Here is a 23,982-nt window from a genome sequence, read left to right on the forward strand (position 1 = left end):
TTTTTACACCTCCTTATCCACAGGGTCCTCAGACTTTTCCCCGTCTTTCATTCTGCCCCATATCTCCTCCGGCTTCAGAGGATTCAGTCTGCGGTAGTGGTATCCCGCGGTTTTTTCGTCAAACCCGCAGGCACCTTTATAAGGACAATACTGACACGCATTTCGTTTTCCCATCTCATAAGGCTGAGTCTCAGCCTCCCCTGCTAAAATCCTGCGGCCGATCTCCTTCATCTTCTGATTTACATAATTCGATATCAGACGGAACTGCTCCGGGCTGACCGCACTGGAATTCCGTGACAGGCTTCCGTCCTTGTTGATGGTCACCGGAACACAGAGGGATGAGGTACCGTTTGCGCTCAGGTTTTCATCCAGCTTTTCCAGCACACCTCTGTCTGAGGAGGCCAGGCCGTTCATGCGCAGCTCCTTCAAAATGCGGCGGTTCAGCGCCTCCGGATCCTCCTCCTCCACTTTCTCAACCACAGGGTCTTTGATATTATAGTAAAAAATACCTGCAGGCACCACCTGCTTATCCGGATGATTCCTCTGCTCCAGCTCCATAGCTGCGTTCATATACAGCACAAGCTGAAGCTGCAGGCCGTGATACAGAGCCAGCAGGTCAAAGGAGGTGTTTCCTGACTTATAGTCAATGACCTTCACCAGAACCTTGTCCTCCTCCTCGCAGGTATCCACCCGGTCAATCCTACCCAGGAGTTTCATTTTCTCCTCCTTTGACAGGGCAATGTTGATACTCTCCAGAGAATCTGCCATGGCAAAAGAGACCTCGAAACGGCTGGGCGTGAACGCTCCCTGCTCCATCTGCTTTGTCAAAGCCCAGATGGTGCGCTTCATCATCCTTTTTACCCGGCTGACCATGTATTCATTTCTGGCACTGCTTTTCAGCACGGTATTTCCGTAGTAAGAAACTACCTCCTCCACACAGTCTTCTGCCATCTCATCCATCTGAACCTCATCAAGAGCAGTCCACGAAAGACCGCGCTGGTGCATTTTTTTTGCAAAACTCTCAAGGCCGCTGTGCAGTACATTTCCCATATCCATGGGGCTGAATTCATATCTGGCCCGCTCTTTTAATTCCAGGCCGTACGCCATAAAATGGGCACAGGCACACTGGGCAAACAATTCCAGACGGGTGGCGCTGTTCTCCAGGGTGGTGCCATAGAGCGCTCTTGCCACACTTCTTCCGATCTCATCCTCAGGATTGATGCGGAAAGCTCCTTCCACCATATTCTCCATGGTCTGTTTCCAGGCATCCTGCTTCTGGTACCAGGTAAAAAGCTCCTTCCAGAGCAAAGAAGGCTCACGTTCCAGAATTTCCTTAAATCCCCATGCCAGATACGCAAGTGCGCTTTTGGGATTTTCCACTTCCCAGACAGCATCCTCGGACGGCCGCTCCAAAACAAGCGCCGGAAACAGCTTCCTGACTGCACCGATCAAAAAGGACTGGGTCATGGGTTCCCCTCCGTCGTCGGCTCTGCTGTAGGAGAGATACAGTTTATCGGATGGCTTTGTCATATTCAGGTACAGATAGAACCTCTGAGTGTACAGATTCTCCCGGTAGGTGGGCGCCAGGGCAACAGAGGAAGCCTTTAAATCCTCCCGATTCAAATCTGACAGGATCTTGCCTGCAGCGTCCTCTCTTGGAATTTTCCCGTCATTTACACCCACAAAGAAAAGCACCCGGATATCCTTAAGCCTGGTCCTCTCCATATCGCCCACAAGCACCTGGTCGGAACTGGGCGGAATGATGCCAATCTTCACTTCGGAAAGGCCTGCCTCCAAAAGCTCCTTGAACTCCCGGAGGCTTACTTTCTCCTCCCCCAGAACCTCTGTCATCTTGTCAAAAAGGTCCATGACCATGGGGTAGATCTGCTCATATTCTTTTGCCCTGTCCATGGCGTTTTCTTTTGCGAACTCTTTTCTGCTTCTGTCCAATTTTTCCTGGATACCACAGGCAGTGATAAATTCATAGAAGGCCAGGACGCGTTCCCGAACAGTCCCTTTTCTGGTCTTCATCTGTTCCGTGAACGGGGCCAGGGTGTCCATGAGTTGCTGCCGTATCCTGTCAATCTCAGGAACCTCCTCCGGCTTTTCCCCGCGGTAGTGGAGCACCCACTCCTCCTGCCATTTGCGGAACCCACGGATTCCCATGCCAAGCACATAATTTTCCAGCCGGTCCATATCCCTGCAGGGCAGATCCAGCAGTCCGCAGCGCAGCAGCCGAAAAACACTCTCATAACTGTAATTTTCCAGAAGCATATCCACAGCCGAGCGGAGAAATTCCACAAAAGGATTCATGAATACAGACTTTTTCTGGTCTATGAAACAGGGGATATCAAACTTATCAAAGGCCCTTGCCGCATGGTCCGCATAGGTCTCCATATCTCCTGTGATCACTGCGAAATCCCGGCATCTGTATCCTTCCTCCCGCATCAGGCGGCGTATCATAAGAGCTGTCTCCTCCATCTCCCGGGCCGGGTTTCTGCTCTCCCGAATATGGACTGCCTGCTGTTCTTCTGTATAGACTTCCTTTCTGAACCGGAACAGATTCCGTTCCAGAAATGCCATGGGCTTATTATCGGAAAATCTTCCGTTTTCTTTTACCCATGTCTCCTCAATCTGACTGCCCGCCGCCCCCGCAAGTTTACATAACTTAGACACGGTTTCCCTGCTCAGATGAAAGAGATGGTGGGGGCTGCCCGGGCGATAGGGGTCCAGACGGTCATCCATGGTGACGGTCACGTACATGGTCTCACACAGAGGGAGAATCCGCTCCAAAAGCTGTAACTGAATAGGGGTAAAACCCGTATAGCCGTCCAGGACCATCACACTCCCGGCCAGCTTTCCGGACTTCCCTGCCACCCTTCCCAGCACCTCCAGCACTTCCTCCTGGGTGATAAAATTCCCTTCCAGGTAATCAAAAAATCCCCGGTACAGCACAGAGATATCTTTCAGCTTATAATACAGCTCCGGCTTGTCTTTCGCATAGTCCAGCATAAGGTCCATATCCTCTTTTGTGACCTCATACTGCTTCAGCTCTGACACCATGGATTTCATCTGGGAAATATAGCCCTGCTTTTTCATTTTCTCTCCCAGGATCTTCAGTTCCTTTTTCTTCTCCTGGGACACCTTGCGAAGCACCAGGCTTTTACCCGTCTCTTCCAGGACCTGCGCGCAGGATTCCCCTGTCTCCTCCAGAACGCGGTAGGCAAGGCGCTCAAAACTCAGGACATCTATATTCAGAATCCCCTTTTTGGGGTGCATCATTACAAGCTCTTTCTGCGTCTGCATGGTAAACTGCTCCGGAACCAGCACCAGATACTGCCGTCCGGGATGCTCCATGGATTCCTGTATGATCTTCTGATAAATATAGTGCGATTTCCCGGCCCCTGAAGCGCCGAATATAAAATGCAGCGGCATGGATTCCCTCCTTATTATTCTTTCAAGAAAAATTTCTCTATCACTTCTTCGACTCCGTCCTCATCATTGCTGCGGACTGTGATATAGTCAGCCACATCTTTTACCTTTTCCTGGGCATTTGCCATAGCTGCCCCAAGGCCTGCAAACTGTATCATGGAAATGTCGTTATATCCGTCCCCGCAGCACACCATCTCCTCCCTGGATATGCCCAGAAGCTTCAGCAGCTTTTCCAGACAATAGGCCTTGTCCACATTTTTAGGCGTTGCCTCCAGGAAAAACGGCTCTGAACGGAATATCTGGGCCTCATGGAGATACTCCTCAGCCAGAAGCGGCTCAATTCTCTCCAACTCATCCGGCTCTCCTGTGAGAAGACATTTATTCACCGGGAAGTTTACATAATTAGGGAAATCCTGTCTGTAACAGATGGGCAGTCCTGTGATTCTTGACTCTGTCTCCATATAAATATCCGGCGTTGTCCCGGCAATGATCTGCTCCTCCTCATATGTGATGATCCCCACCTCATGGCGTACGGCGCTGCGGTAGAGCTTTCTGGGCATTCCCAGGGGAAGGGTCTTGGAATAAATGCACTCCTTTGTCTTCCAGTTCACGATCCTGGCGCCGTTAAAGGCCAGCACATAACTGCCGTATTTATCAAACTCCAGTTCATCTGCCACCGGCGCGATCCCCCTTGTGGGCCGCCCGGAAGCAATGGCTACCAGGGTACCCTGCTCCTGCAGTTTCTTTATAGCTGCTTTTGTCCTCGGCGTCACTTTTTTCTCTGTATTGGTAACTGTGCCGTCAATGTCCAGCACAAGCAATCGGTACTTCATATTTCTCCTGCCTCCTTAGCGACAAAAATTGTCTGCAAACAGTGTATCACAAAACGGGGGCGGAACCAACCTTGTTTTTCTGTTGGGGAATATTCTGAGCTCTAATTTTCTTGACATATTTTTAGTCGAAACGTATAATAATGATATAGATGAGCAATCATCATCAGGTGAGTTCCTACCAGAAGTGGAAAACTTTAACATCAGGAGAGTTCCTGCCAGATAGTGGAAAACTTTAACATCAGGAGATTCCCTGCCGGACAGTGGGAAACTTTAATATTAAGGGGCAGTCTTAGGACTGCCTCTTTTCATCAAAGGAGACAGATATGGATACTCTACGATTATATGAAATTTCAGAAGAATACATCGCTTTTCTAAGAGCCGCTGATAGAAATGTATTCTCAGCAAAAGAAATTGACCGAAAACATACCAGAAAATATCTGGGTATTGTATATATTATTAATAATTATCATTACTATATTCCTCTTTCCTCTCCCAAAAACACAGATTACCAAATAATAAACGGTGAGCGGCGAATACGAAAAAGTATTATCCCAATCATAAGAATTACTGCGGTTTCCTCAAAAGGAGAGCCGGAGTTGAAAGGAACCTTAAAACTGAGCAACATGATACCAGTTCCAGCATCTGAACTTACTTTGTACGATATCGACAATGAGTCAGACCGTCGTTATAAAGCATTGATACATAAAGAATTAATCTTTATCCGTAAGAATCAAAAGAAAATAAAACAGAATGCCAAACTTCTATATAAGCAAAAATCCGAAAACAATTCTTCCATCGGCTACCTGAAAAGCACAGTCGATTTCCGACTTCTCGAACAAAAACATGACGAGTTCATTCGCAGGTAATTTGTCCTCCCCAAAAGAATCCTTGCATATTTTCTCCACTTCCATAATAAGTTATAAAAAGGAATGCAGGAGGTGCAGCCATGAGCTCAAAGACCAAGATTGTCGTATTACATATGAAAGAAGTCATTTATACCATTATTTTCGTGGTACTTGCCATTCTTCTGGCGGTTCTTCTCTTTATGATGTTCGGAAAAGACCGGAAAGCCGACTCAGCCGCCACTTCAGCCGCTGTCTACCACGCTGGCGTGTATAAAAGCCCCATCACACTAAATGGCAACACATTTGACGTTGAGGTTACCGTGGACGAAAACCACATAAATGCCATATCTCTGGTAAATTTAAGCGAGACCACCACTGCCATGTATCCGCTGATGGAGCCCGCACTGGATGCGCTCTCCAGCCAGATATACGCATCGCAGACCACGGAAAACATCACCTATACAGACGAAAACAAATACACCTCAATGCTTCTGCTGGACGCCATCAATGAGGCACTTGACAAAGCAAAAGCTGACTGAACGCTGCGGCTCTTATCATGGCCGGCTCATACAAAAACGGGGATGCTCCGGAACATCCCCGTTTTTTCTGTCTGTTCTTCTATCTGTTCTTTTGTCTGCATTTCATATCCTCTCTTCCTGCCTGCTCAACTGACTGTAAGAACTTCCCCGGCGTAGATCAGATTCGGGTCCGCTATCCCGTTAACTGCCGCAAGCTGTGAAACCGTAGTCCCAAACCTGGCCGCGATCCCTGACAGCGTATCCCCGTAACGCACAATATAGGTCCTTCCCACATCCCCCGTACTTCCGGAGACTGAAATCTGCAGAACCTCCCCGGGATAGATCAGGTTCGGATCAGAGATATGATTTATAGCCGCAAGCCTTGCCACAGAAATCCTGTACATCCGCGCTATCCCCCAGAGGGTATCTCCTCTTCGCACCATATACGTGTTATCCACCTGAGAAGACGATACCTGATCCGCAAGTGTGATCCTCAGCACTTCCCCGGGGTAAATCAGGTTGGGATTTGCTATCCCATTTTCAGAAACAATAGCAGATACACTGGTTCTGTACATCCGGGCAATCCCCCACAGCGTATCCCCGCTCTTAACCGTATACTCCACCGTAGACGAAGACGGCTCAGGCATAGGCACAGGCCCCGGCACGCTTCCCGCTTCCTCTAAAAACATAGCATCTGTATAACGGTCCAAATCCACATACCCGGAAATCCCGGCCACATTCCCCGTATCCGAATACTGCCATCCTGCCCATGAGTCCCAGTTCACCTGTGACGAAGGCTCTGACACATCATATTCCGCGATCCAAAGGGGGTATTCTGTCAGCTCTCCCCCAAATACGTTCCCGGCATTGTAGGCATCACTATACACCACTGTCCCTTTACCGCTCAGGTTTTCCACGGTCCTGATAAACGCCAGCCCAATCTCATTCGCCTCCCCGGCACTCAGACGGGTCAAATCCTCAAAATCCATAGCCAGCCGGCACTGAAACTCCTTGCCCTGAATCACGTTCACATAAAAATGTGCCTCATACACCGCCTGGGAAACTGTCCTGGCGGTCACATAATGATAAAATCCCACATTCAGCCCTGCTGCCCTGGCTCTCTCATAATTCTGTTCAAAATATGGGTCTGTATAATCACTTCCCAGACTGGACCGGATATAGACTGTATCCACTCCGGTACCTGCCACCTCCTCAAAATCAATATCCCCCTGCCACATACTCACGTCAATCCCCTGCCGCTGATTCCCATCTTCAGGCGGCAGCGCGAAAACCGATGTACACCCCAACAGCATGAAAACACAAAAAAATAATATATATGAAGATACTCTCCTGATCATATTCATAAAAATCCTTTTTTTCTATCATATGACCCTCGTTTCCAATCGGTCACCTGCCGCCCTCCACTACCAGGGGAAAGCAAAGGGCCCGGGGCCGGGAGGCAAAGGCATCCGGACCCTTTGCTTTCCACGTCCATGTACCAAAAAAGCACCGGATACATTCTCCCCATATCCGGTGCTCAACTTCAAAACCTTTTTCACTTCTTACTTAATCGCTCCATCCACCATACCCTGAATGATCTGCTTCTGCGCAAACAGGAACAAAATAATAATAGGAATCATAGCCAGCAGCGCCGCCGACAAGATCAAATCCCACTGCTTCACATAAGACCCCACAAAACTGCTGACCGCCACAGGCAGCGTCTTGATCTTCCCATTCAGCCCCAGCATCAGAGAGGGAAGCAGGTAATCATTCCAGATCCAGATACCGTTCAGTATCAGAACCGTCACCTGTACAGGTTTCAAAAGCGGGAAAATAATACGGAAGAATGTCCCTTCCGGACTGCACCCATCAATCCAGGCAGCCTCCTCCAGCTCATAAGGAATCCCTTTCACAAACCCATGCAGAATAAACACGGACATAGACCCGCCGAATCCCAGATAAGCAAAGATAATCCCCTTATAACTCTGCAGCATCTGAATCCCGAAGAAGTTGGAGGTTTCCCGGAATGTGGAAAGCAGCGGCAGCATAACGACCTGGAAAGGAATAACCATAGCTGACACAAACAGCATAAAAATGAAACTGGACCATTTTGTTTTGTTTCTCACCAGAACCCATGCAGCCATACTGGAAAATACGGTCAGCAGCAAAAGGGAAACCGCTGTGATCAGCAGAGAGCTGAAGAAAGAATTCCAGTAGTTAAAGTTCTGGTTATGTATTACATTGCTCAGATTTGTAAAAATCTGTCCCCAATGCTCCGGCAGGGAAATAGGGCTTGTGATAATATCCGCGCTGCTCTTTGCGGAGTTCACAACCACCAGCAGGAAAGGAGCCAGGATGATAATGGTAAGAATCACACCAATAATTTCTGCGATTCCGGTTCTTATTTTCTGTGCCTTCATTACATTTCAACCTCCTTCTTCTTACTGATGGATACCTGTGTCAAAGACACGATCGCCAGGATGATAAAGAATACCACTGCCTTTGTCTGTCCCAATGCGTACTGGTTTTTACTGATAGCCGTGTTATAAATATTCAATGCCAAAAACTCGGTTGCCTGCACCGGTTTACCCGCCAGAATACGGCTGGGCGCACCATTGGTGATAGCCAGGTTCAGGTCAAACTGTTTGAATGAGTTGACCAGTGTCAGGAAAATACATACAGTAAATGTATTTGCGATCATGGGAACCTTGATCTTCAGCAGGGTTGTGATCTGGTTAGCCCCATCCACATTGGATGCCTCCAGAATATCCTTTGGCACACTCTGCAGACCTGTCACATAGATCATCATAATATACCCCGCGTACTGCCAGGTACTTACGATCAAAATAGCGGCGATTGCCAGATTGGGATCTGTCAGCATGGACGTGCTGCCTTCGATCACAGTTGTCATTACCTTGTTGAAAATAAACTGCCATACATAACCAAGTACAATACCGCCGATCAGGTTCGGGATAAAGTAAGCCGCACGGTAGAAGTTTCTTCCCTTAACTTTTGATGTACAAAGAAGAGCCAGTCCGAAAGCCACCAGGTTCACAGCCAGCATATTGATCACCGTGAAGATAAAGGTTACCACAAATGAATAAATATAATCATTTGATTTGAACATACTGATGTAGTTGCCAAGTCCCACAAACTTCTCAAATTTGATTCCATTCCAGTCTGTCATGGAGTAAAAGATACCGCAGGCAAACGGAATCAATACTGTCACCGCAAACGCAAAGATCAGCGGAAACAGAAACAGCACATTGATAATGGAGCGGTGCTTTCTGGTCGGAAGCAAGTAGACGCCGGCTATCACAAGCAAAGCCCCTGCAATAAGAAGCGGTCCCCTGATCGTGGAGGCGCTGCCCGAAAAATCCATATAGAGTGCTGCTGCCATACCTATAATGCCCGCAGCCATGGCAGCGATTGATATCGTTTTTTTCAATTGAACATTCATGCCTTTTCCCCTTTTGAAAATTTACCGGCTGTCCTCCCCTCGGGGAAAACCGCCGGTAAACTGGTTAATTGCTTCCGTTAGATGCTACATAATCTTTGATTACTGATTCCATGGTGTCTACAAATCCCTGTTTATCCAGCTGTCCTTTTGCGTACAGCTCAAATACAGCTCCTGTGGCATTCTGTGCAATACCTTCCGGCTGTGTCAGCCAATCCCATGCATAGGTTTTTCCGTCTTTGATGTAAGGAAGCATGCTTTTTGCCAGCGGTGTGCTCGGCTCCAGTGTGCAGGATTTATACGGAGAAACCATTCCGCAGTCCTCAACCAGGGCTTTCTGTCCCTCTTCGCTCTCTGCCAGTGCCTTTAAAAATTCCTTGCAGGCGTCAATCTTATCACTCTCATTATAGATACCCCATACAGCCGGTGCGTCCACTATGATGCCGTCTGTATCTTCTTCCATAAATGCCGCCGGTGCCAGTCCGCATGCAAACTCTGCTTCATAGGTGGGAAGTGACGGGTCGATCCAGTTACCCTGGGTGATGAATGCTGCTTTTCCTGTAGCCCACAGTGCAAGCTGGTCATCATATGTACCGGAGATCAATACGTTCTGATCTGAATAATCAAACAATAACTGAAGCCAGTCACCGAACTGTCCCATTCTGTCTTTATCAATCTCCCCTTTGTTCAGCTTATCAATAATATCTTTGTCCGTTCTGTCTTTTCCCTGAGAAATGTAAGCTGCCATCATATGGTTGCCCGTTGACCAGTACATCTGTCCTGACTCTGCCGCTACAGCACACACAGATGTAATTCCCAGCTCGTCCTTCATGGAATCTATCTTCTCAAATGCCTCTTTGTAAGCATTGATATTTGTCAGCGCTGACGGGTCAACCCCCGCTTTATCCAGAATATCTTTGTTGTATGCCAGACCGATTCCTTCCAGTGCAAAAGGCATTCCGTATACTTTTCCGTCCTCTCCCTTAAACGCATAATCCGTATCGTCGATCCAGGACTCTCCGTCCAGTGGTTCCAGCCAGTCTTTAAAAGAAGATTTGTAAGAGTCTGCAGCAAATGCAAAGATGTCCGGCATGTTGCCTGCTGCATAATAATTTTTGAGCTGTCCGTTTACATCCACGCCGCCGCCCAGGGATTCGATCACAACTTCCTGTCCTGTCTCTTCCTGGTACTGCTTTGCAAACTCTTTCAAAGCTCCGTCAATCTCGATCTTTGTGTTCATAAAGCGAATGGCATCCTTGCTCACATCCGCTGTGTCCGTTGTCCCCTGTGTGTTGTCGTCTGCCTTGCTGGTGTCATTTCCACTGCCTGTATTTCCTCCGCATGCTCCCAGTGTAACTGTCATTGCTCCGGCAAGCAGTGCCGCTAAAACCTTCTTTTTCATCTCTCTTACCAACCTTTCTGAGGATTATCTTTTTATACCTTTTGCGCATAAGGTTTTGATGCTTTGTATCTTACCACCACTTCCGCGTAAAATCAATGTTTTTTATAACCTCTTATATTCATTTCTCTATTTTTCACAGAAACACTTCCCATTTTCCTGGTATTCAGCCTATATTTTTGTATAATTTTTACAAAAGGTTTTTCGCAAAACCTTTTTCTGTTCATTCGATGCTTTAACACTTTTGCGCATAAGCTTATATTCTGTATTCTCTGCTGCTGCCCTTTTCTTATGTCATTCACATTGTACACAATCCATAAAAAAAGCAAAAAAATACCGTATGGCGGCAGTATCTCTGCAGCCATACGGTATATTATTTGTAACGATTCAGCCAGCTGAATCGTTACGGGTATTCGCCCATTAAAAATCGCTTCGCGATGGGGCGAATACTTGCCGCCACTACTCTTTTGCACGGTCAGCGCAGTAAATGCGCAGACCTGACAGAACAGTTACTATTATTTTACTTTCTTACCCGTTGATCCTTTTTACAGAATCACGAATGACCATCTGTGTGGGAAGGACAACCAGTGTCTCCATGTCCTTGGGGTTTTCCTCCAACATTTTTACAAGCATATCAACCGCCACCAGTCCTTTTTCCTGGATATCCTGGCGCACAGTGGTGAGTGCCGGCCTTACCAGGGAGGCGTACTCCACGTCATCAAAGCCGGTGATGGATATGTCATCCGGAATCTTTCTCCCTCTGTCTTGAAAAGTATTGAGGAGCATTGCGGCATAGTAATCCGAAGAACATATGATCGCCGTATAGGCAAAGGATTTCTCATACAGCTCATCCAGATTGTTCTTCTCTCCCCTGTTTCCGGGACATATTTTCAGAAAATTTTCCTCGCTGCCAAAAAGTCCGGCCTCATCCATGGCCTGGCAGTATCCCAGGAACCGCTGATGATCCAGGTTCACATTATTATCGGCAAGAAACGCGACTTTTTTATGACCGCATCCGATGACATATTTTGTCATCTCATAGGCGGCTTTTTTATCCTCCAGCCGGATATTGATGCAGCGCTCCAGGTCATTTGTATCATAATCGTCAATGATCACAATCGGCTTTTTGTAACGTTCCTGCAGGTATGAGATTTCCCCTTCCACAAAACCGCAGGTCACCAGTCCATCCATATTCCATGACAGGATAAATTTCTGGACCTGCCGGACATCATTCAGTGCATAGACCATCAGATTATAGCCTCTGCTTCTCACACGGTCCTCCACTGCACCCAGCAGCTCCCCAAAAAACTGGTCTTTAAACGGATTTTCCTTTCCATTGACCTTTACCACCATACCGATGATCTTAGAACGGTTGCTTGCCAGGTTGCGGGCATTGATGTTGGGCATATAGTCATACTCATCCAGAACCTTCCGGATACGCTCCACATTGGCAGGTGATACCTCTTTTGTCTTGCCGTGGATAACATTTGACACCGTGGTGGTGCTCACATTCAGCATATTGGCTATCTCTTTTATTGTAATCATTCTTAAATCCCCAATCTGTTTACAGTATTTCAGCTTGAATCTCTTTCTTCCGGCAGCCTGTATACACACAGGTTCCTGCCTTGTCGATTTCAATCATACCATAATTCGCCGGGTTTTCAAAGTCTTTCCCTTTTCCGTCATCCTCATACCACTCGTAAACAGCCTTCTCTTTTACGAATGCCAGGGCTTTTACGGAATCCGTATCCACATCTTCCGTGGATTCTCCGCCTTCAGACAGCAGAAGAATCTTATCCGGGCGCACAAATACCAGCATCTCATACAGACCTGCTTTCACATAATGGTGGCCTGCCGGCAGGATTTCCTTGTCAAAGTCCGTCAGGCTCCGGAAACGCAGAAGCGCCATCTCCTCCGGCAGATACACATATCTTCCCTCCGCGTTCTGGCTGTACACAGGAGCTATCATAAGGCTGTCTCCCACAAGAAGCTGGTCCTCCACCTGGGGTGCAAATTCATCTTCCGTGTAGACAAAGGACAGCGGTGTAAAATACATCTCACCGCGCAGGGCCGCCTTCATGTATTCGCTGTAAATATAGGGCAGCATGCCGTAGCGCAGTCCCAGAATATCCCTGAACCGGTCCATATGGTCAAACTGATAGACCTCCTGCATTCTGGTTCCCAGTGCCGTGTGATTTCTCATAAGCGGTGAGAACATGGCAAGCTGGATCCAGCGCATTACCAGGTCTTCCGTGGTGTCAGAACCGAATCCTCCGATATCGGCGCCTGTGTAGAGAATCCCCACCATGTTAAGGCTCGGCATCATCTTCAGGTTGAGAAGCAGGTGCTGCCACCAGGACTTGTTGTCCCCTGTCCAGATACCGCCGTAGCGGTGCATTCCCACGTAAGAGGAGCGGGAGAACATGAGTATCCTCTTGTCAGGGCACAGACGCTCAAAGGCTTCCCCTGCCGCTCTGGTCATATTATAGCCGAACAGGTTATGAACCTTGTCGTGGCGCATCTGTCCTGCATCCGTCTTGTGATAGAACTTTTTAAAGTCCTCTGTATTATTTGCCAGTCCATCTACCAGACCGGTAAATTTCTGGAAGGTATCCAGGTCCAGATTCTTTCCTTTCAGCTCTACAATGGCGTCAATGGTGTCATCCATGCGGTCCTGGGCAAAGAAGATGCTGGGCTCGTTCATATCATTCCAGAAGCCTTCAATCCCCTTATCCAGCAAAAACTTATATTGGTTTCCAAACCACTCCCTGGCGTCTTTGTTCAGCACATCCGGAAAATGCACTTGTCCCGGCCACACACCGGCGATAAATTCTTTTCCGTCTTCGTCTTTGCAGAAATATCCCTTCTCCAAACCTTCCTCATAGACGGAATAGCCTTTTTCCACTTTCACACCGGCATCAATGATAGGCACCAGACGGATATTCTGCGCCTTCATATCCCTCACCAGACCTTCAAAATCCGGAAAACGCTCCTCGTCAATGGTGAAGTCCTTATACCGCTCCATGTAATCAATATCAAGGTAAATGCTGTCAAGAGGCAGATGATTCTTCCTGTGGCCCTCTGCCACCTCCCTGATGTCCGCCTCACATTTATAACCCCAGCGGCTCTGCTGGTATCCGAATGCCCATCTGGGCGGAATATAACTTCTGCCGATCAGACCCCTGAACTCCTTTACGATCTGCCGGATATCGCTGCCCTCCAGAATATAGACATCCGCATCCGGTTCCTCCAGTGTGACCACCAGCTCATCCATGTGGGTATAGCCCACGTCAAAGCTGATAATGCCCGGATAATCAAAAAAGACGCCAAAGGTCGTCTCACCGGCAATCACTAAAAAGTTGTGGGATGCGTACAGAGAATGCCTGTCCTCCAGATGGTTTGGCTCATCTGCACAGCAGCTTCGGTAAAGCCATCCCCGCTTGTTGATCCCTCTTACATTTTCACCCAGTCCGTACACCAGGTCCTTTTCCCCAAGGCTGCAGGAAAATATAAGCCTGCCGTCCTGCTCTGCCTTTTGCAGATATGGAAGAGTCTGGGTCTCTGCTGCCATATCCTTTACAACCGCGTCCGTACAAAAAGGATTTCCGTATGTATATTTCCGTATCATGTCTGTTCCTCCTGGTTCTCCATATTTATTTTGACATCATAGCATATGCGTATTTTAGCCGCAATACCTTTTGCGCATAATTGATACAACGCACAATATATATCGAATGTATCATTGCATATTTCACTTGTTTATTTCTTTTTCTTCGTTTTTATGCACAAAACACATTTGATAAATTCAGTCAAAATAACATAATGAAAATCCCGGATTTTTTTATACAGCAAAAAGGGGAACGTACCCATATACGTTCCCCGCTGCCTGCTTTAAATCTCAGTTCCGGCACTCACTGTGTTTCATCTGTATTCTGTTCTGCAGATCCTGAATCCTCCTCTGTCCCTTTTTCCCTTTCCTCTTCTTCCATCTTCTCTCTGGCTTCCTTTGGTCTTAAATAATACTTATTAAACGGAACTTCCCCGTACTTTTCCAGAGCTTTCTCTTCCCCGTATTTTTCCACATACTCATCAATGGACATATCATCGTCAGAATCGGTATCCGCAGGGTCTGAATCCTGCCCGTTTTGTTCCGGCTGTTCCTGTTCTCCGCTGTTGGATTCCTGATTCTCAGAGTCCGGTGTTTCCGGTGTATCGGAAGGATTCTCCTGTTCCCCGGAAACTTCTCCCTGCTCCTCACCAGAAACAGCATTTTCGGGCACCGCTGCAGATATGACCTCCTTCACCGCATAGGGAAACAGTCCGCCGTAAGGGTTCTCCACAATGCGAAAGGAACTCACGGCTGACGGTGTATCGGAGGATGCCGGATATGGATAATGTGAACTCACATTTACGATCCAGCCCCCGTCTGTGCCTTCTTTATAGTCCTGTATGGAGACAGTCATTTCTACCTGGTCACCAAGCGCAAAGAGATATTCATTTTCCACGGATTCTATACCCATCTCCTGCTCTAAGTCCGCCGTAAGTTCAGGCAGTGTTTCAATACCTGCAAACAGTCCCTGGGCATATTCTTTTACCACTCCGGACGGGACACGTTTCATGGAGGAATCCTCTGTGTAATCCACTCCGTTATCGCCGACTCTGGCGTAATCTGTGATAATGCGGTTCAGGACTCCCCATACATATTTACTGTCAGAAGCGCTGTATTCAAGCGGCTCCCGGCTTTGTGCCTGAAAGCGTATCACGGAGTCAAAGATCGGCAGCATTTTCTCCAGCTTCCCGGTCTCTATGGCTGCCTTCTCCGCGGTATCCCCTTTTGCATCTGTTTTTTCTTCTTTTCCGGTTTCCTCCCGGGTCTCTGTTTTCTTGTCAGACTTGTCGTTCTCTTTTGAAGAACATCCCATAAGACCGGTGACTGCAAACAGAAGCACAGCCATGGATGCAGCAAGGACAATCCCTCTTTTTTTAATCATTCTTGTACTCCTCCCTTTTTCTACAAATGTAGTATCTATCTATATACTACATTTGCAGTAAGGAAAAGTCAACCGGTATTTTCTTATTTTTCCATTGGATAACGAAAGCCCCATTTCTCACGGACAGCATCCATCTGCTCCATAATGCGGATCGTTTCGCTGTGGGGCATATCCGGGCATTCGCACATCCCCTCTTCTATGGCCTTTTTGCAGGCCCTTACCTCGTATTCATAGCCGCTGATCTGTTTTGGCTGGTCATATCTGGCTGTCACTTCCCGTTTTTCATTATAGACTGTGATGGACTCGAAATTATTGATGTTTTCCACAACCAGAAAGCCCTTTGTCCCGTAAATGATTCCCTGTCTGTCGGAAAGGGCGCGGAGGGAACTGTTCAGCACCGACATCTTCCCATCCGGATAGCTAATGGTTATGCTGCTCTGTGCGTCCACTCCCGTGTCTGTCATAATGACGGAAGTGTCAATGGAGGAGATGTCATCCCCGAACGCAATAGATGCAAATGTCAGAGTGTAGACACCTACATCCAAAAGGGCGCCGCCTGCCAGTTCAGGCTTCATCATCCTGGGTACTGACTCCAGCAGATATCCCAGGTTAGCGGTCAGGGTATACGGTGTGCCGATGGCACCGGAGGCAAGTACCTCCTGCAGTGTCCTTGCCATGGGCATATATCTGACCCACATGGCCTCTGCCAGAAGCAGTCCCTTTTCTTTTGAGAGCGCAGTCATCTCTTCGGCCTCCCGGGCATTTACGGCAAATGCCTTCTCGCACAGGACGTTCCTGCCGTTTTCAAGCAGCATTTTCACATGGGAACAGTGTTCTGAGATTGGGGTTGCCACATAGACCAGGTCTACCTTCTCATCTGCTGCCATCTCTTCATATGTACTGAATGCCTTTTCAAATCCGTATTTTTCTGCAAACGCGTCTGCCTTCTCCTGACATCTGGATGCCACTGCATACAGCTCCACATCCTCCATACAGCGGAGTGTCTCCGCCATAGTGGCTGCAATATTTCCTGTGCTCAATACACCCACTCTTAATTTTTCCATATCGTTCTCCTTCTGCGGTCTTATTTTGTCCGCATTCTTATGGTTTTACCGCGTATTTTATCACGCCGTCCTTTTTCTGTTCAAATATCTCATATGCCTTCATAATATCTTCCAGACGGGTCCTGTGGGTGATCAGGCATCCTGTATCCAGCTTCTTTGCCGCCAGAAGCTCCATGATCTCCTCACAATAGCAGCCGTCCACTCCGCCTGTTTTAAAAGTCAGATTCCTGCCGTACATCTGCGGCAGGGGCAGAGTCTGATCTCTTTCATACATGGCAGCGATCACCACAACCGCGTTGGGCCTGGCTGTCTTCCAGGCCAGCTCAAAGGTATCCGTTCCGCCTGCGGCCTCAAATACCACATCTGCCCCTCTTCCGTGGCTCTCTGCAAGGACACGCTGCACAACAGTCTCCTGTACCTTCCCCGCAACATCGGCATAATCCTCTGCCCCATAGCGGCAGGGCTCTTCCGCGGGACATACCGTCACATCGGCAAGCCCCTGTCTTTTCGCCAGTTCCAGTCTGCTTTCATCCACGTCTATGGCGATGATCTTGGCAGGACTGTACAGCCGGGCACACATCATGGTACAGAGTCCGGTGGGACCGGCTCCTATAACCACAACTGTATCTGCCGGCTTTACCTCACCCAGTCTGGCAGCCCAGTAGCCGGTGGAGAGTATATCCCCGGTAAAGAGGGCCTCCTCGTCGGTCACATGGTCCGGTATCTTAGTCAGTCCATTGTCCGCACAGGGAATGCGGCAGTATTCCGCCTGTCCTCCGTCTATGCGGCATCCGAGAGCCCAGCCTCCGTTTTCATGCTCACAGTTGTTCACAAACCCGCGCCTGCAGAAAAAGCACTCCCCGCAGAAAGTCTCCACATTGACAGCCACTCTGTCTCCGGGCTTCACCTTCTTCACCGCGCTTCCTGTTTCCACCACCTGTCCGACAAACTCGTGCCCCAGGATGGTTCCCGGTATGGCTTTCGGCACTGCACCGTGTTTTATATGAATATCGCTGGAGCATATGGTGGTAAGTGTCACTTTCACAATAGCATCCCCCGGGTCCCGGATCACAGGGATATCACGCTCCTCCAGAGATACCGCGCCTTTCCCCTGATATACTACAGCACGCATTTTATTCGTCCGCAAATCCTGCGCCCCCTTTCTATCCTCTGCCCTTATCCGCTTATCCCAGAGTCTCCAACTCATCCATCCAGATTCTCACAGATGCGTCACTGGGCATCCGCAGATCTCCTCTGGGTGACACTGCCACACTGCCCACTTTTGGTCCGTCCGGCAGGCAGGAACGCTTAAACTGCTGGGAGAAAAATCTCCAGTAAAATTTCTTCAGCCATTTCAGTATCACTTCGTCATGATACATGCCCGCGAAGGCGATTCTGGCTATGCGGTAGATCTTAGCAGGACCGAACTGGAAACGCATCATATAATACAGGAAGAAATCATGCAGCTCGTAGGGGCCCACCAGATCCTCTGTCTTCTGGGAAATGACACCGTCCGTGGGCGGAAGCAACTCAGGGCTCACCGGTGTATCCAGCACATCCTCCAGAATGGCTGCCAGTTCCGGTTCCCCGCAGGTATCCGCGTAATAGCGCACCAGATGGCGGACGAGAGTCTTCGGCACAGAGCCGTTTACCCCGTACATGGACATATGGTCCCCGTTGTAAGTTGCCCATCCGAGAGCCAGCTCCGACAAATCCCCTGTTCCGATCACAAGGCCGCCGCAGCTGTTGGCAATGTCCATAATAACCTGGGTCCTCTCCCTGGCCTGTGCGTTTTCAAAGGTCACACTGTGGTCCTGATAGTCATGACCGATGTCCTCAAAATGCTGCAGCACTGCCTTTTTTATGTCAACCTCACGAAGCGTGGCTCCCAGTCTTCTTGTGAGTTCACAGGCATTGGTATATGTCCTGTCCGTGGTGCCGAAGCAGGGCATGGTCACCGCTGTGATCTGGCTTCTGGCAAGACCGCACAGATCAAAGGCTCTTGCAGTCACCAGAAGGGCAAGGGTGGAATCCAGACCGCCGGAAATGCCCAGAACTGCAGCTTTGCATCCTGTATGGTCCAGACGTTTTTTAAGCCCCATGGCCTGCATGGTGAGGATCTCATCACATCTTCTCTCTCTGTCTTTTTTATCATCCGGCACAAAGGGGCTGGGGTCAAAGAAACGGGACAGGGCTGTCTGCTCCTGTTTCACATGGAAGGAAATCTGTGTATATTCCTCCTTGGATTCCGGCTGCCAGGTAGAGATCCTTCTTCTCTCGCTTTCCAGGCGCTCCACATCAATTTCACCGTAAATGATCTCATTGGCAAAGCGTTTTGCCTCCCGCAGAATGGTTCCGTTCTCCGCGATCAGATTCTGTCCTCCGAATACCAGATCCTGGGTGGACTCCCCGTTGCCTGCGGTTGCATATACATATCCGCAGATGAGGCGGGCGGACTGTCCGCCTACCAGTTCTCTTCGGTAGGCATCCTTTCCTGTGGTCTCGTCGCTGGCTGAGAGATTGACGATCAAAGTGGCTCCTGCCATGGCATGGAAAATACTGGGCGGATTCGGTGCCCACAGGTCTTCACAGATTTCTGCTGCCACACAGAGTCCCGGTACTTCCGCACAGTGGAACAGCAGATTCTGTCCAAAGGGAACTTTCTCCCCCTGCCAGTCCACATATCCGTCAAATGCCTGGCCAGGAACAAAGTATCTGGCCTCGTAAAATTCACCGTAATTGGGCAGATGGTGCTTGGGGACAAATCCCAGTATCCTGCCCTGGTTCAGCACTGCCGCCGCATTGTAGAGCTTGCCTTTATGCCTCAGGGGAAGTCCGATGAAGATAAGACCGTCCACATCCTGAAGCTCTCTCTGGATTGTCTTCAGCTCCTCCTCTGCCCTGTGTAAAAGAGCTCCCTGCCAAAACAGGTCCTGGCAGGTATATCCTGTCAGACAAAGCTCCGGGAACACCAGGATCTTTGCCCCGTTCCCGGCCATTTCCCTGGCCTTCTCCACAATTTCCTGTCTGTTGTGTGCACAGTCTGCTACCAGTATATCCGGTGTTGCGGCCGCCACTTTGATAAAACCATCTCTCATATTGTACCTGACCTTTCTTTACCCTCTTTTGCAGCGTTTTAATATATTTTTCAGCTCTTCCACAGAGAATGTGTAATTTCTGTTGCAGAAGTGACAGTTCATCTCTATCTCTTTCCCCTCATCGATCATTTCCTGCAGCTCTTTTCTGCCTACGCTGATCAATGCTTTTTCCACCCGGTCTTTATCGCAGTTGCAGTAAAATTGTGTGGGAATCGTCTCATTGATCTCTATATCAAAGCCTTTCAGCAGGGTATTCAGCAGGGATTCCGGTGTATGGCCTTCCTCCAGCATGGTTGTGACAGAGGTTACATCTTTCAGATTTTCTTCCAGCTGACTGATAACCTTTTCCTCTGTAAAGGGCATAAGCTGGATGATAAAGCCCCCGGCCTGTTTTACCGTATTATCCTTTTCCATGAGGACACCAAGGCCTACGGATGAGGGAACCTGTTCGCTGGTAGCGAAATAATAGGTCAGATCCTCGGCGATCTCACTGGTCTGCAGCACGGTCTGGCCTACATACGGCTCCTTCAGACCCATATCTTTGATCACATTCATGAAGCCCACACCTACGGCTCCTGCCACGTCCAGCTTTCCCTTGTCATTTGCATGGAGGATGACATTTGGATTGCCCACATAGCCTTTCACATTGCCTTTGGAATCTGCGGTCACGGTGATGCCCTCCAGAGGACCTCCTGCCTTGACCTGCAGGGTCAGTAAATCTTTTTCGCCCTTCATCATGACGCCCATCATGCTTCCTGCGGTGAGGAGGCGTCCCAGGGCTGCTGTTGCCACCGGGCTTGTATTGTGCGCTGCCCGGGCGTGCTCTGTCAAATCTCTTGTGGTTGCAGCAAAAGCGCGGATCTGGCTGTTTGCTGCGGTTGCTCTTACTATATAGTCTGCCATGTTTTTTCTCCTTTTATTATAATAACTCAGGCGAATCTTTGCCGGTACTGCCTGTAGTAATCGCTTTTATTTTCCGTTTTCCTGTGCAAGGATGTAGACGCGCTCACTGTCTTCCTTTACCGGGTCATGGGTGAATGCGTCGTAAGCGGCGAGGAATTTCATGCCGGATGCCTCTATGAGCTGTCTGATCTCCTCCAGGATGTAGGCTTTCTGGTAGTGGACTTCCTCGTATTTGCGGTAGAGGATCTCCCCGCCGTGTTCTTCCGGAATGAAGAGAGAGAGGTCGTATTCGTTGATGTTCTCCTCCTCGTCAAAATAGTTGTCCCAGATAAAACTGGCGTCCTCCCGGTCCTCCGCTATGGTCTGTTCGCCCAGTATCTCTCTGTATTTGTAGAAAGTGTTCAGGTCAAATATGAAAATGCCCTTAGGGTCCAGGTAGTTGTTGACCAGACGGAATACCTCCAGGAGGTCTTCCTTTTCTGTGATGTAGTTCATGCTGTCGCAGATGGAGACTACTGCCCGCACAGTGCCGTAGAGCTCGAATTCGCGCATGTCCTGCAGAAGGTAGAGGATGTCCTGGCCGTCCTCCGTTTTTTTCTCCATGGCGATCTCCAGCATGTCCGGGGAGTTGTCAATGGCTATCATGTCGTAGCCGGAAGATGACAGGATCCTGGTGGCATTGCCGGTGCCGCAGCCTAATTCCAGGATCAGGCCGTCTTCTATGTTATATTCTTTCAAAAGCCCGGTGAGATATGCGCACCATTCTTCATAGGGGATGTTGTCCATGAAGAGGTCGTATACGCGGGCGAAGTTTTCGTAGGAACTCATGGGGGCCTCCGTGGGGTTTTTCTTTTTTATACTATCACGAAAAGGGGGGTGGTGCAAGAGGGGGGTGGGATGCAATGGGGACGGGGAATCCGGTGCGGCGTCGGCGAGGGAGGGCTGTATCCCGGGGGCGAAGCGTTCCGCTGTCCGGAAGCTAACCTGCTCCCAGTCACTAAATTCGTCGGCAATGGCCTCCTCATTAAGTGTCTGGGGCAGGTGGATCTTCCGAACGCTCCACTAAGACATCGCCCCCGGGATACAGCCCTCCCTCGCCGACGCCGCACCGGATTCCCCTGGGTATTGGATGGCCGCAGGGTTGTGGAAAGGAAAAGAAAAAATCCCTCTCCTGCTTGTTATAGGGATAAGCGGGAGAGGGTTTGTATTTGTATTTAGTTTTTTGTTATGGTAAGAGGGTGAATTGGGTTTGGTTGGTGGTGGTGCTGTCGGTGCCTATGTAGAGGTCGAAGGTGCCGGGTTCGCTTTCCAGGAGGGAGTGTTCGGTGAGGAAGCGGAGGTCCCGGTCGGTGATATGGAAGGTTACTTTTTGGGATTCACCGGGGTGGAGGTGGATCTTGCGGAAGTGTTTCAGCTCTTTGACTGGGCGGACGACGGTGGCGGCTCTGTCGTGGATGTAGAGCTGGATGACCTCGGTTCCGGAAAGGGGACCTTCGTTTTTAATGGTTACGGATGCCTGGATGGTTTCGGTTTTGGTCATTGCGGGCTTGTCCAGCTCTATGGGGGAGATGGAGAAGGTGGTGTAGCTCAGGCCGTAGCCGAAAGGATATAAGGGGGCATTGGGGATGTCCAGGTATTTGGAGCGGAAGCGGTCTTTGTCTGCTCCGGTATAGGGGCGGCCGGTGGAGTATTCGTTGTAATGGACCGGGACCTGGCCGACGCTGTAGGGGAAACTCATGGGGAGTTTGCCGCTGGGGTTAAAGGCGCCTGTGAGAACATCCATGACCGCGTGGGCACCTTCTGTGCCCGGCATCCATACCTGAAGGATGGCCTTGGCTTTACCGGAAAGTTCTCGGATGTCCAGGGGTCTTCCGGAGAAGAGGATGACGGCAATGTTCTGGTTGACCTCGTAAATTTTGTTGAAGAGGGTCTGCTGGATCTCGGGGATCTGTATGTTTGCATTGCTGGTGGCCTCGCCGGACTGGACGTAGTGCTCGCCTAAAGGCATGATGACCAGGTCTGCTTTTTTTGCGGCTTCTATGGCTTCTGCGAGCATTTTCTGCTGCTGCTCCGGGGAAATGGATTCCTCCGTCTGCTCTGTGAAGCCTTCCAGACGGATGTCATTTCCAAGGAGCGGACTGCCGGGATGGAAGGATACTTCTGTGCTGTCAAGGGATTCCAGGGCGGCTTCCCGGAGGGTCAGGGTGTCTTCCGGGCGGCCGATGAAGGACCAGGAGCCTGACATGCTGCGGTTATCTGTGTAGGGGCCTATGAATGCAATGTGCTGTCCTTTTTTCAGGGGAAGGACAGACTCGTTTTTCAGGAGGACGAAGGACTTGCAGGCGGCCTCTCTGGCAAGAGCTTTGTGTTCCTTACACAGGATGATTTCTTTTTCTTTGGACTCGTCCGCGTCTTTGTATGGGTTCTCAAAGAGGCCCAGTTTGTTTTTCAGCTCCAGAATGCGGAGAACTGCTTCATCCACCAGTTGTTCATCGAGGATACCCTCCTCTATGAGTGCTGTCAGATGTTCGGAGTAGATGCCGGTCATCATATCAATGTCAACACCGGCTTCGGCGGCTCTGACGGCTGCTTCTTTTCTGTCTTCACAGTATCCGTGGTAGATGATCTCCTCGATAGCGGCCCAGTCGGATATGAGGACTCCGTCAAAACCCATCTCCTCTCTCAGGATATGGCGCATGAGCCATTTATTGCCGGTTGCAGGAACTCCGTTTATGGTGTTGAAGGAGGTCATGACCAGGGCTGCACCCGCGTCAATGCCGGCTTTGTAGGAGGGAAGGTAAAATTCGCGCAGGGTATGTTCTGAAAGCTCCACGGTATTATAGTCACGGCCTGCTGTGGGGGCGCCGTATCCCGCAAAATGTTTTACACAGGCAGCTATGTTGTAAGGCTCTTTCAGGTCCTCCCCCTGAAAGCCCCGGACCATGGCCTCGGAGAAGAGGCAGTTCAGATAGGTATCCTCCCCGGTGGATTCCATGACTCTGCCCCAGCGGGCATCACGGACCAGGTCCACCATAGGCGCAAATGTCACGTGAAGGCCGCTGACAGCAGCTTCTTTGGCTGCTGCGGCAGCTAACTTTTCAGACAGCTCCGGCTCAAAAGTGGCGCCCTGCCCCAGGGGAATGGGGAATATGGTGCGGAAGCCGTTGATGATGTCAAGCATAAAGAGCAGCGGAATCTTGTGAGGATGTTTTTCCATATAGTTTTTCTGGATCTCTTTTATTTTTGACGCGCCAAGGGCACCTAAAACAGAACCGGCCTGGGATATATTCTCCTCTGTGAAGCCGTTTTCCTTCATAGGGCCTGTGATAACTGTGTCGTCCATGTAAAAATTGCCGGCCACCTGGAGCATCTGGTTAACCTTTTCCTGCAGGGACATGTCTTTTAAAAGTTCTGTTAACTGTTGTTTTGTCATGATCTTTCC

General features: G+C 49.4%; 17 protein-coding genes. 2 read left to right on the top strand and 15 right to left on the bottom strand.

The window, feature by feature from the left end:
• Positions 1-3: 3 nt before the first annotated feature.
• Both addB and MUB35_RS15750 read right to left on the bottom strand, forming a co-directional pair.
• Positions 4-3,435 (bottom strand): helicase-exonuclease AddAB subunit AddB, encoded by a 3,432-nt coding sequence (gene addB / locus MUB35_RS15745; RefSeq protein WP_244806472.1) that lies wholly within the window; start codon positions 3,433-3,435, stop codon positions 4-6.
• Between the two features lie 14 nt (positions 3,436-3,449).
• Complete coding sequence (locus MUB35_RS15750) at positions 3,450-4,265, bottom strand: Cof-type HAD-IIB family hydrolase (protein ID WP_033139207.1); 816 nt, start codon at positions 4,263-4,265, stop codon at positions 3,450-3,452.
• A 323-nt stretch (positions 4,266-4,588) separates the two neighbouring features.
• On the opposite strand from MUB35_RS15750, the gene MUB35_RS15755 reads away from it, so the two are divergent.
• Both MUB35_RS15755 and MUB35_RS15760 read left to right on the top strand, forming a co-directional pair.
• Entirely contained in the window at positions 4,589-5,131 is a 543-nt protein-coding gene (locus MUB35_RS15755) for a type III toxin-antitoxin system ToxN/AbiQ family toxin (protein ID WP_244806473.1), read from the top strand.
• A gap of 80 nt (positions 5,132-5,211) precedes the next feature.
• Positions 5,212-5,649: a hypothetical protein gene (locus MUB35_RS15760; RefSeq protein WP_018597792.1), complete on the top strand. Its 438-nt coding sequence runs from the start codon at positions 5,212-5,214 to the stop codon at positions 5,647-5,649.
• Positions 5,650-5,774: 125 nt separating this feature from the next.
• Here the strand turns inward: MUB35_RS15760 and MUB35_RS15765 are convergent, their stop codons facing one another.
• From MUB35_RS15765 to bglX, 13 genes are all read right to left on the bottom strand, one after another.
• Entirely contained in the window at positions 5,775-6,866 is a 1,092-nt protein-coding gene (locus MUB35_RS15765; RefSeq protein ID WP_244806502.1) for a LysM peptidoglycan-binding domain-containing protein, read from the bottom strand.
• Positions 6,867-7,190: 324 nt separating this feature from the next.
• Positions 7,191-8,048, bottom strand: a complete 858-nt coding sequence (locus MUB35_RS15770; RefSeq protein WP_033139205.1) for a carbohydrate ABC transporter permease — start codon at positions 8,046-8,048, stop codon at positions 7,191-7,193.
• Positions 8,048-9,088 carry a carbohydrate ABC transporter permease gene (locus tag MUB35_RS15775; RefSeq protein WP_033139204.1) on the bottom strand — a complete coding sequence of 347 codons (1,041 nt, stop codon included), beginning with the start codon at positions 9,086-9,088 and terminating at the stop codon, positions 8,048-8,050. The genes MUB35_RS15770 and MUB35_RS15775 overlap by 1 nt, the downstream gene beginning before the upstream one ends.
• Before the next feature lie 64 nt (positions 9,089-9,152).
• Positions 9,153-10,487, bottom strand: coding sequence for an ABC transporter substrate-binding protein (locus MUB35_RS15780; protein WP_033139203.1), 1,335 nt, complete (start codon positions 10,485-10,487; stop codon positions 9,153-9,155).
• 525 nt (positions 10,488-11,012) lie between these two features.
• The gene (locus tag MUB35_RS15785) at positions 11,013-12,029 is read right to left on the bottom strand and encodes a LacI family DNA-binding transcriptional regulator (RefSeq protein ID WP_033139255.1); all 1,017 of its coding nucleotides are present in this window, start codon (positions 12,027-12,029) and stop codon (positions 11,013-11,015) included.
• Positions 12,030-12,048: 19 nt separating this feature from the next.
• A complete protein-coding gene (locus MUB35_RS15790) occupies positions 12,049-14,112 on the bottom strand; it encodes a glycoside hydrolase family 31 protein (RefSeq protein WP_244806474.1) in 2,064 nt (687 codons plus the stop codon).
• Between the two features lie 283 nt (positions 14,113-14,395).
• Positions 14,396-15,475: a hypothetical protein gene (locus MUB35_RS15795; protein WP_033139200.1), complete on the bottom strand. Its 1,080-nt coding sequence runs from the start codon at positions 15,473-15,475 to the stop codon at positions 14,396-14,398.
• Between the two features lie 83 nt (positions 15,476-15,558).
• Positions 15,559-16,539: a Gfo/Idh/MocA family protein gene (locus MUB35_RS15800; RefSeq protein ID WP_148392846.1), complete on the bottom strand. Its 981-nt coding sequence runs from the start codon at positions 16,537-16,539 to the stop codon at positions 15,559-15,561.
• A 37-nt stretch (positions 16,540-16,576) separates the two neighbouring features.
• Entirely contained in the window at positions 16,577-17,671 is a 1,095-nt protein-coding gene (locus tag MUB35_RS15805) for an alcohol dehydrogenase (RefSeq protein ID WP_033139198.1), read from the bottom strand.
• Positions 17,672-17,723: 52 nt separating this feature from the next.
• Positions 17,724-19,637 (bottom strand): NAD(+) synthase, encoded by a 1,914-nt coding sequence (locus tag MUB35_RS15810; RefSeq protein ID WP_244806475.1) that lies wholly within the window; start codon positions 19,635-19,637, stop codon positions 17,724-17,726.
• Between the two features lie 18 nt (positions 19,638-19,655).
• Complete coding sequence (hslO, locus tag MUB35_RS15815) at positions 19,656-20,540, bottom strand: Hsp33 family molecular chaperone HslO (RefSeq protein WP_244806476.1); 885 nt, start codon at positions 20,538-20,540, stop codon at positions 19,656-19,658.
• 66 nt (positions 20,541-20,606) lie between these two features.
• Positions 20,607-21,368 (bottom strand): class I SAM-dependent DNA methyltransferase, encoded by a 762-nt coding sequence (locus MUB35_RS15820; protein ID WP_244806477.1) that lies wholly within the window; start codon positions 21,366-21,368, stop codon positions 20,607-20,609.
• Positions 21,369-21,765: 397 nt separating this feature from the next.
• On the bottom strand, positions 21,766-23,973 hold the full coding sequence (gene bglX / locus MUB35_RS15825; protein WP_244806478.1) for a beta-glucosidase BglX: 2,208 nt from the start codon (positions 23,971-23,973) through the stop codon (positions 21,766-21,768).
• Between the last annotated feature and the right edge of the window lie 9 nt (positions 23,974-23,982).

This window comes from Blautia sp. NSJ-175 (assembly GCF_022867815.1).
In the GTDB taxonomy this organism is placed as follows: Bacteria; Bacillota; Clostridia; order Lachnospirales; family Lachnospiraceae; genus Blautia; species Blautia celeris.

What these genes read in the sequence shown, in the direction of transcription:
- addB (WP_244806472.1), bottom strand. Translation starts at nt 3,435, where the DNA reads ATGCCGCTGCATTTTATATTCGGCGCTTCAGGGGCCGGGAAATCGCAC.
- MUB35_RS15750 (WP_033139207.1), bottom strand. Translation starts at nt 4,265, where the DNA reads ATGAAGTACCGATTGCTTGTGCTGGACATTGACGGCACAGTTACCAAT.
- MUB35_RS15755 (WP_244806473.1), top strand. Translation starts at nt 4,589, where the DNA reads ATGGATACTCTACGATTATATGAAATTTCAGAAGAATACATCGCTTTT.
- MUB35_RS15760 (WP_018597792.1), top strand. Translation starts at nt 5,212, where the DNA reads ATGAGCTCAAAGACCAAGATTGTCGTATTACATATGAAAGAAGTCATT.
- MUB35_RS15765 (WP_244806502.1), bottom strand. Translation starts at nt 6,866, where the DNA reads ATGTGGCAGGGGGATATTGATTTTGAGGAGGTGGCAGGTACCGGAGTG.
- MUB35_RS15770 (WP_033139205.1), bottom strand. Translation starts at nt 8,048, where the DNA reads ATGAAGGCACAGAAAATAAGAACCGGAATCGCAGAAATTATTGGTGTG.
- MUB35_RS15775 (WP_033139204.1), bottom strand. Translation starts at nt 9,088, where the DNA reads ATGAATGTTCAATTGAAAAAAACGATATCAATCGCTGCCATGGCTGCG.
- MUB35_RS15780 (WP_033139203.1), bottom strand. Translation starts at nt 10,487, where the DNA reads ATGAAAAAGAAGGTTTTAGCGGCACTGCTTGCCGGAGCAATGACAGTT.
- MUB35_RS15785 (WP_033139255.1), bottom strand. Translation starts at nt 12,029, where the DNA reads ATGATTACAATAAAAGAGATAGCCAATATGCTGAATGTGAGCACCACC.
- MUB35_RS15790 (WP_244806474.1), bottom strand. Translation starts at nt 14,112, where the DNA reads ATGATACGGAAATATACATACGGAAATCCTTTTTGTACGGACGCGGTT.
- MUB35_RS15795 (WP_033139200.1), bottom strand. Translation starts at nt 15,475, where the DNA reads ATGATTAAAAAAAGAGGGATTGTCCTTGCTGCATCCATGGCTGTGCTT.
- MUB35_RS15800 (WP_148392846.1), bottom strand. Translation starts at nt 16,539, where the DNA reads ATGGAAAAATTAAGAGTGGGTGTATTGAGCACAGGAAATATTGCAGCC.
- MUB35_RS15805 (WP_033139198.1), bottom strand. Translation starts at nt 17,671, where the DNA reads ATGCGTGCTGTAGTATATCAGGGGAAAGGCGCGGTATCTCTGGAGGAG.
- MUB35_RS15810 (WP_244806475.1), bottom strand. Translation starts at nt 19,637, where the DNA reads ATGAGAGATGGTTTTATCAAAGTGGCGGCCGCAACACCGGATATACTG.
- hslO (WP_244806476.1), bottom strand. Translation starts at nt 20,540, where the DNA reads ATGGCAGACTATATAGTAAGAGCAACCGCAGCAAACAGCCAGATCCGC.
- MUB35_RS15820 (WP_244806477.1), bottom strand. Translation starts at nt 21,368, where the DNA reads ATGAGTTCCTACGAAAACTTCGCCCGCGTATACGACCTCTTCATGGAC.
- bglX (WP_244806478.1), bottom strand. Translation starts at nt 23,973, where the DNA reads ATGACAAAACAACAGTTAACAGAACTTTTAAAAGACATGTCCCTGCAG.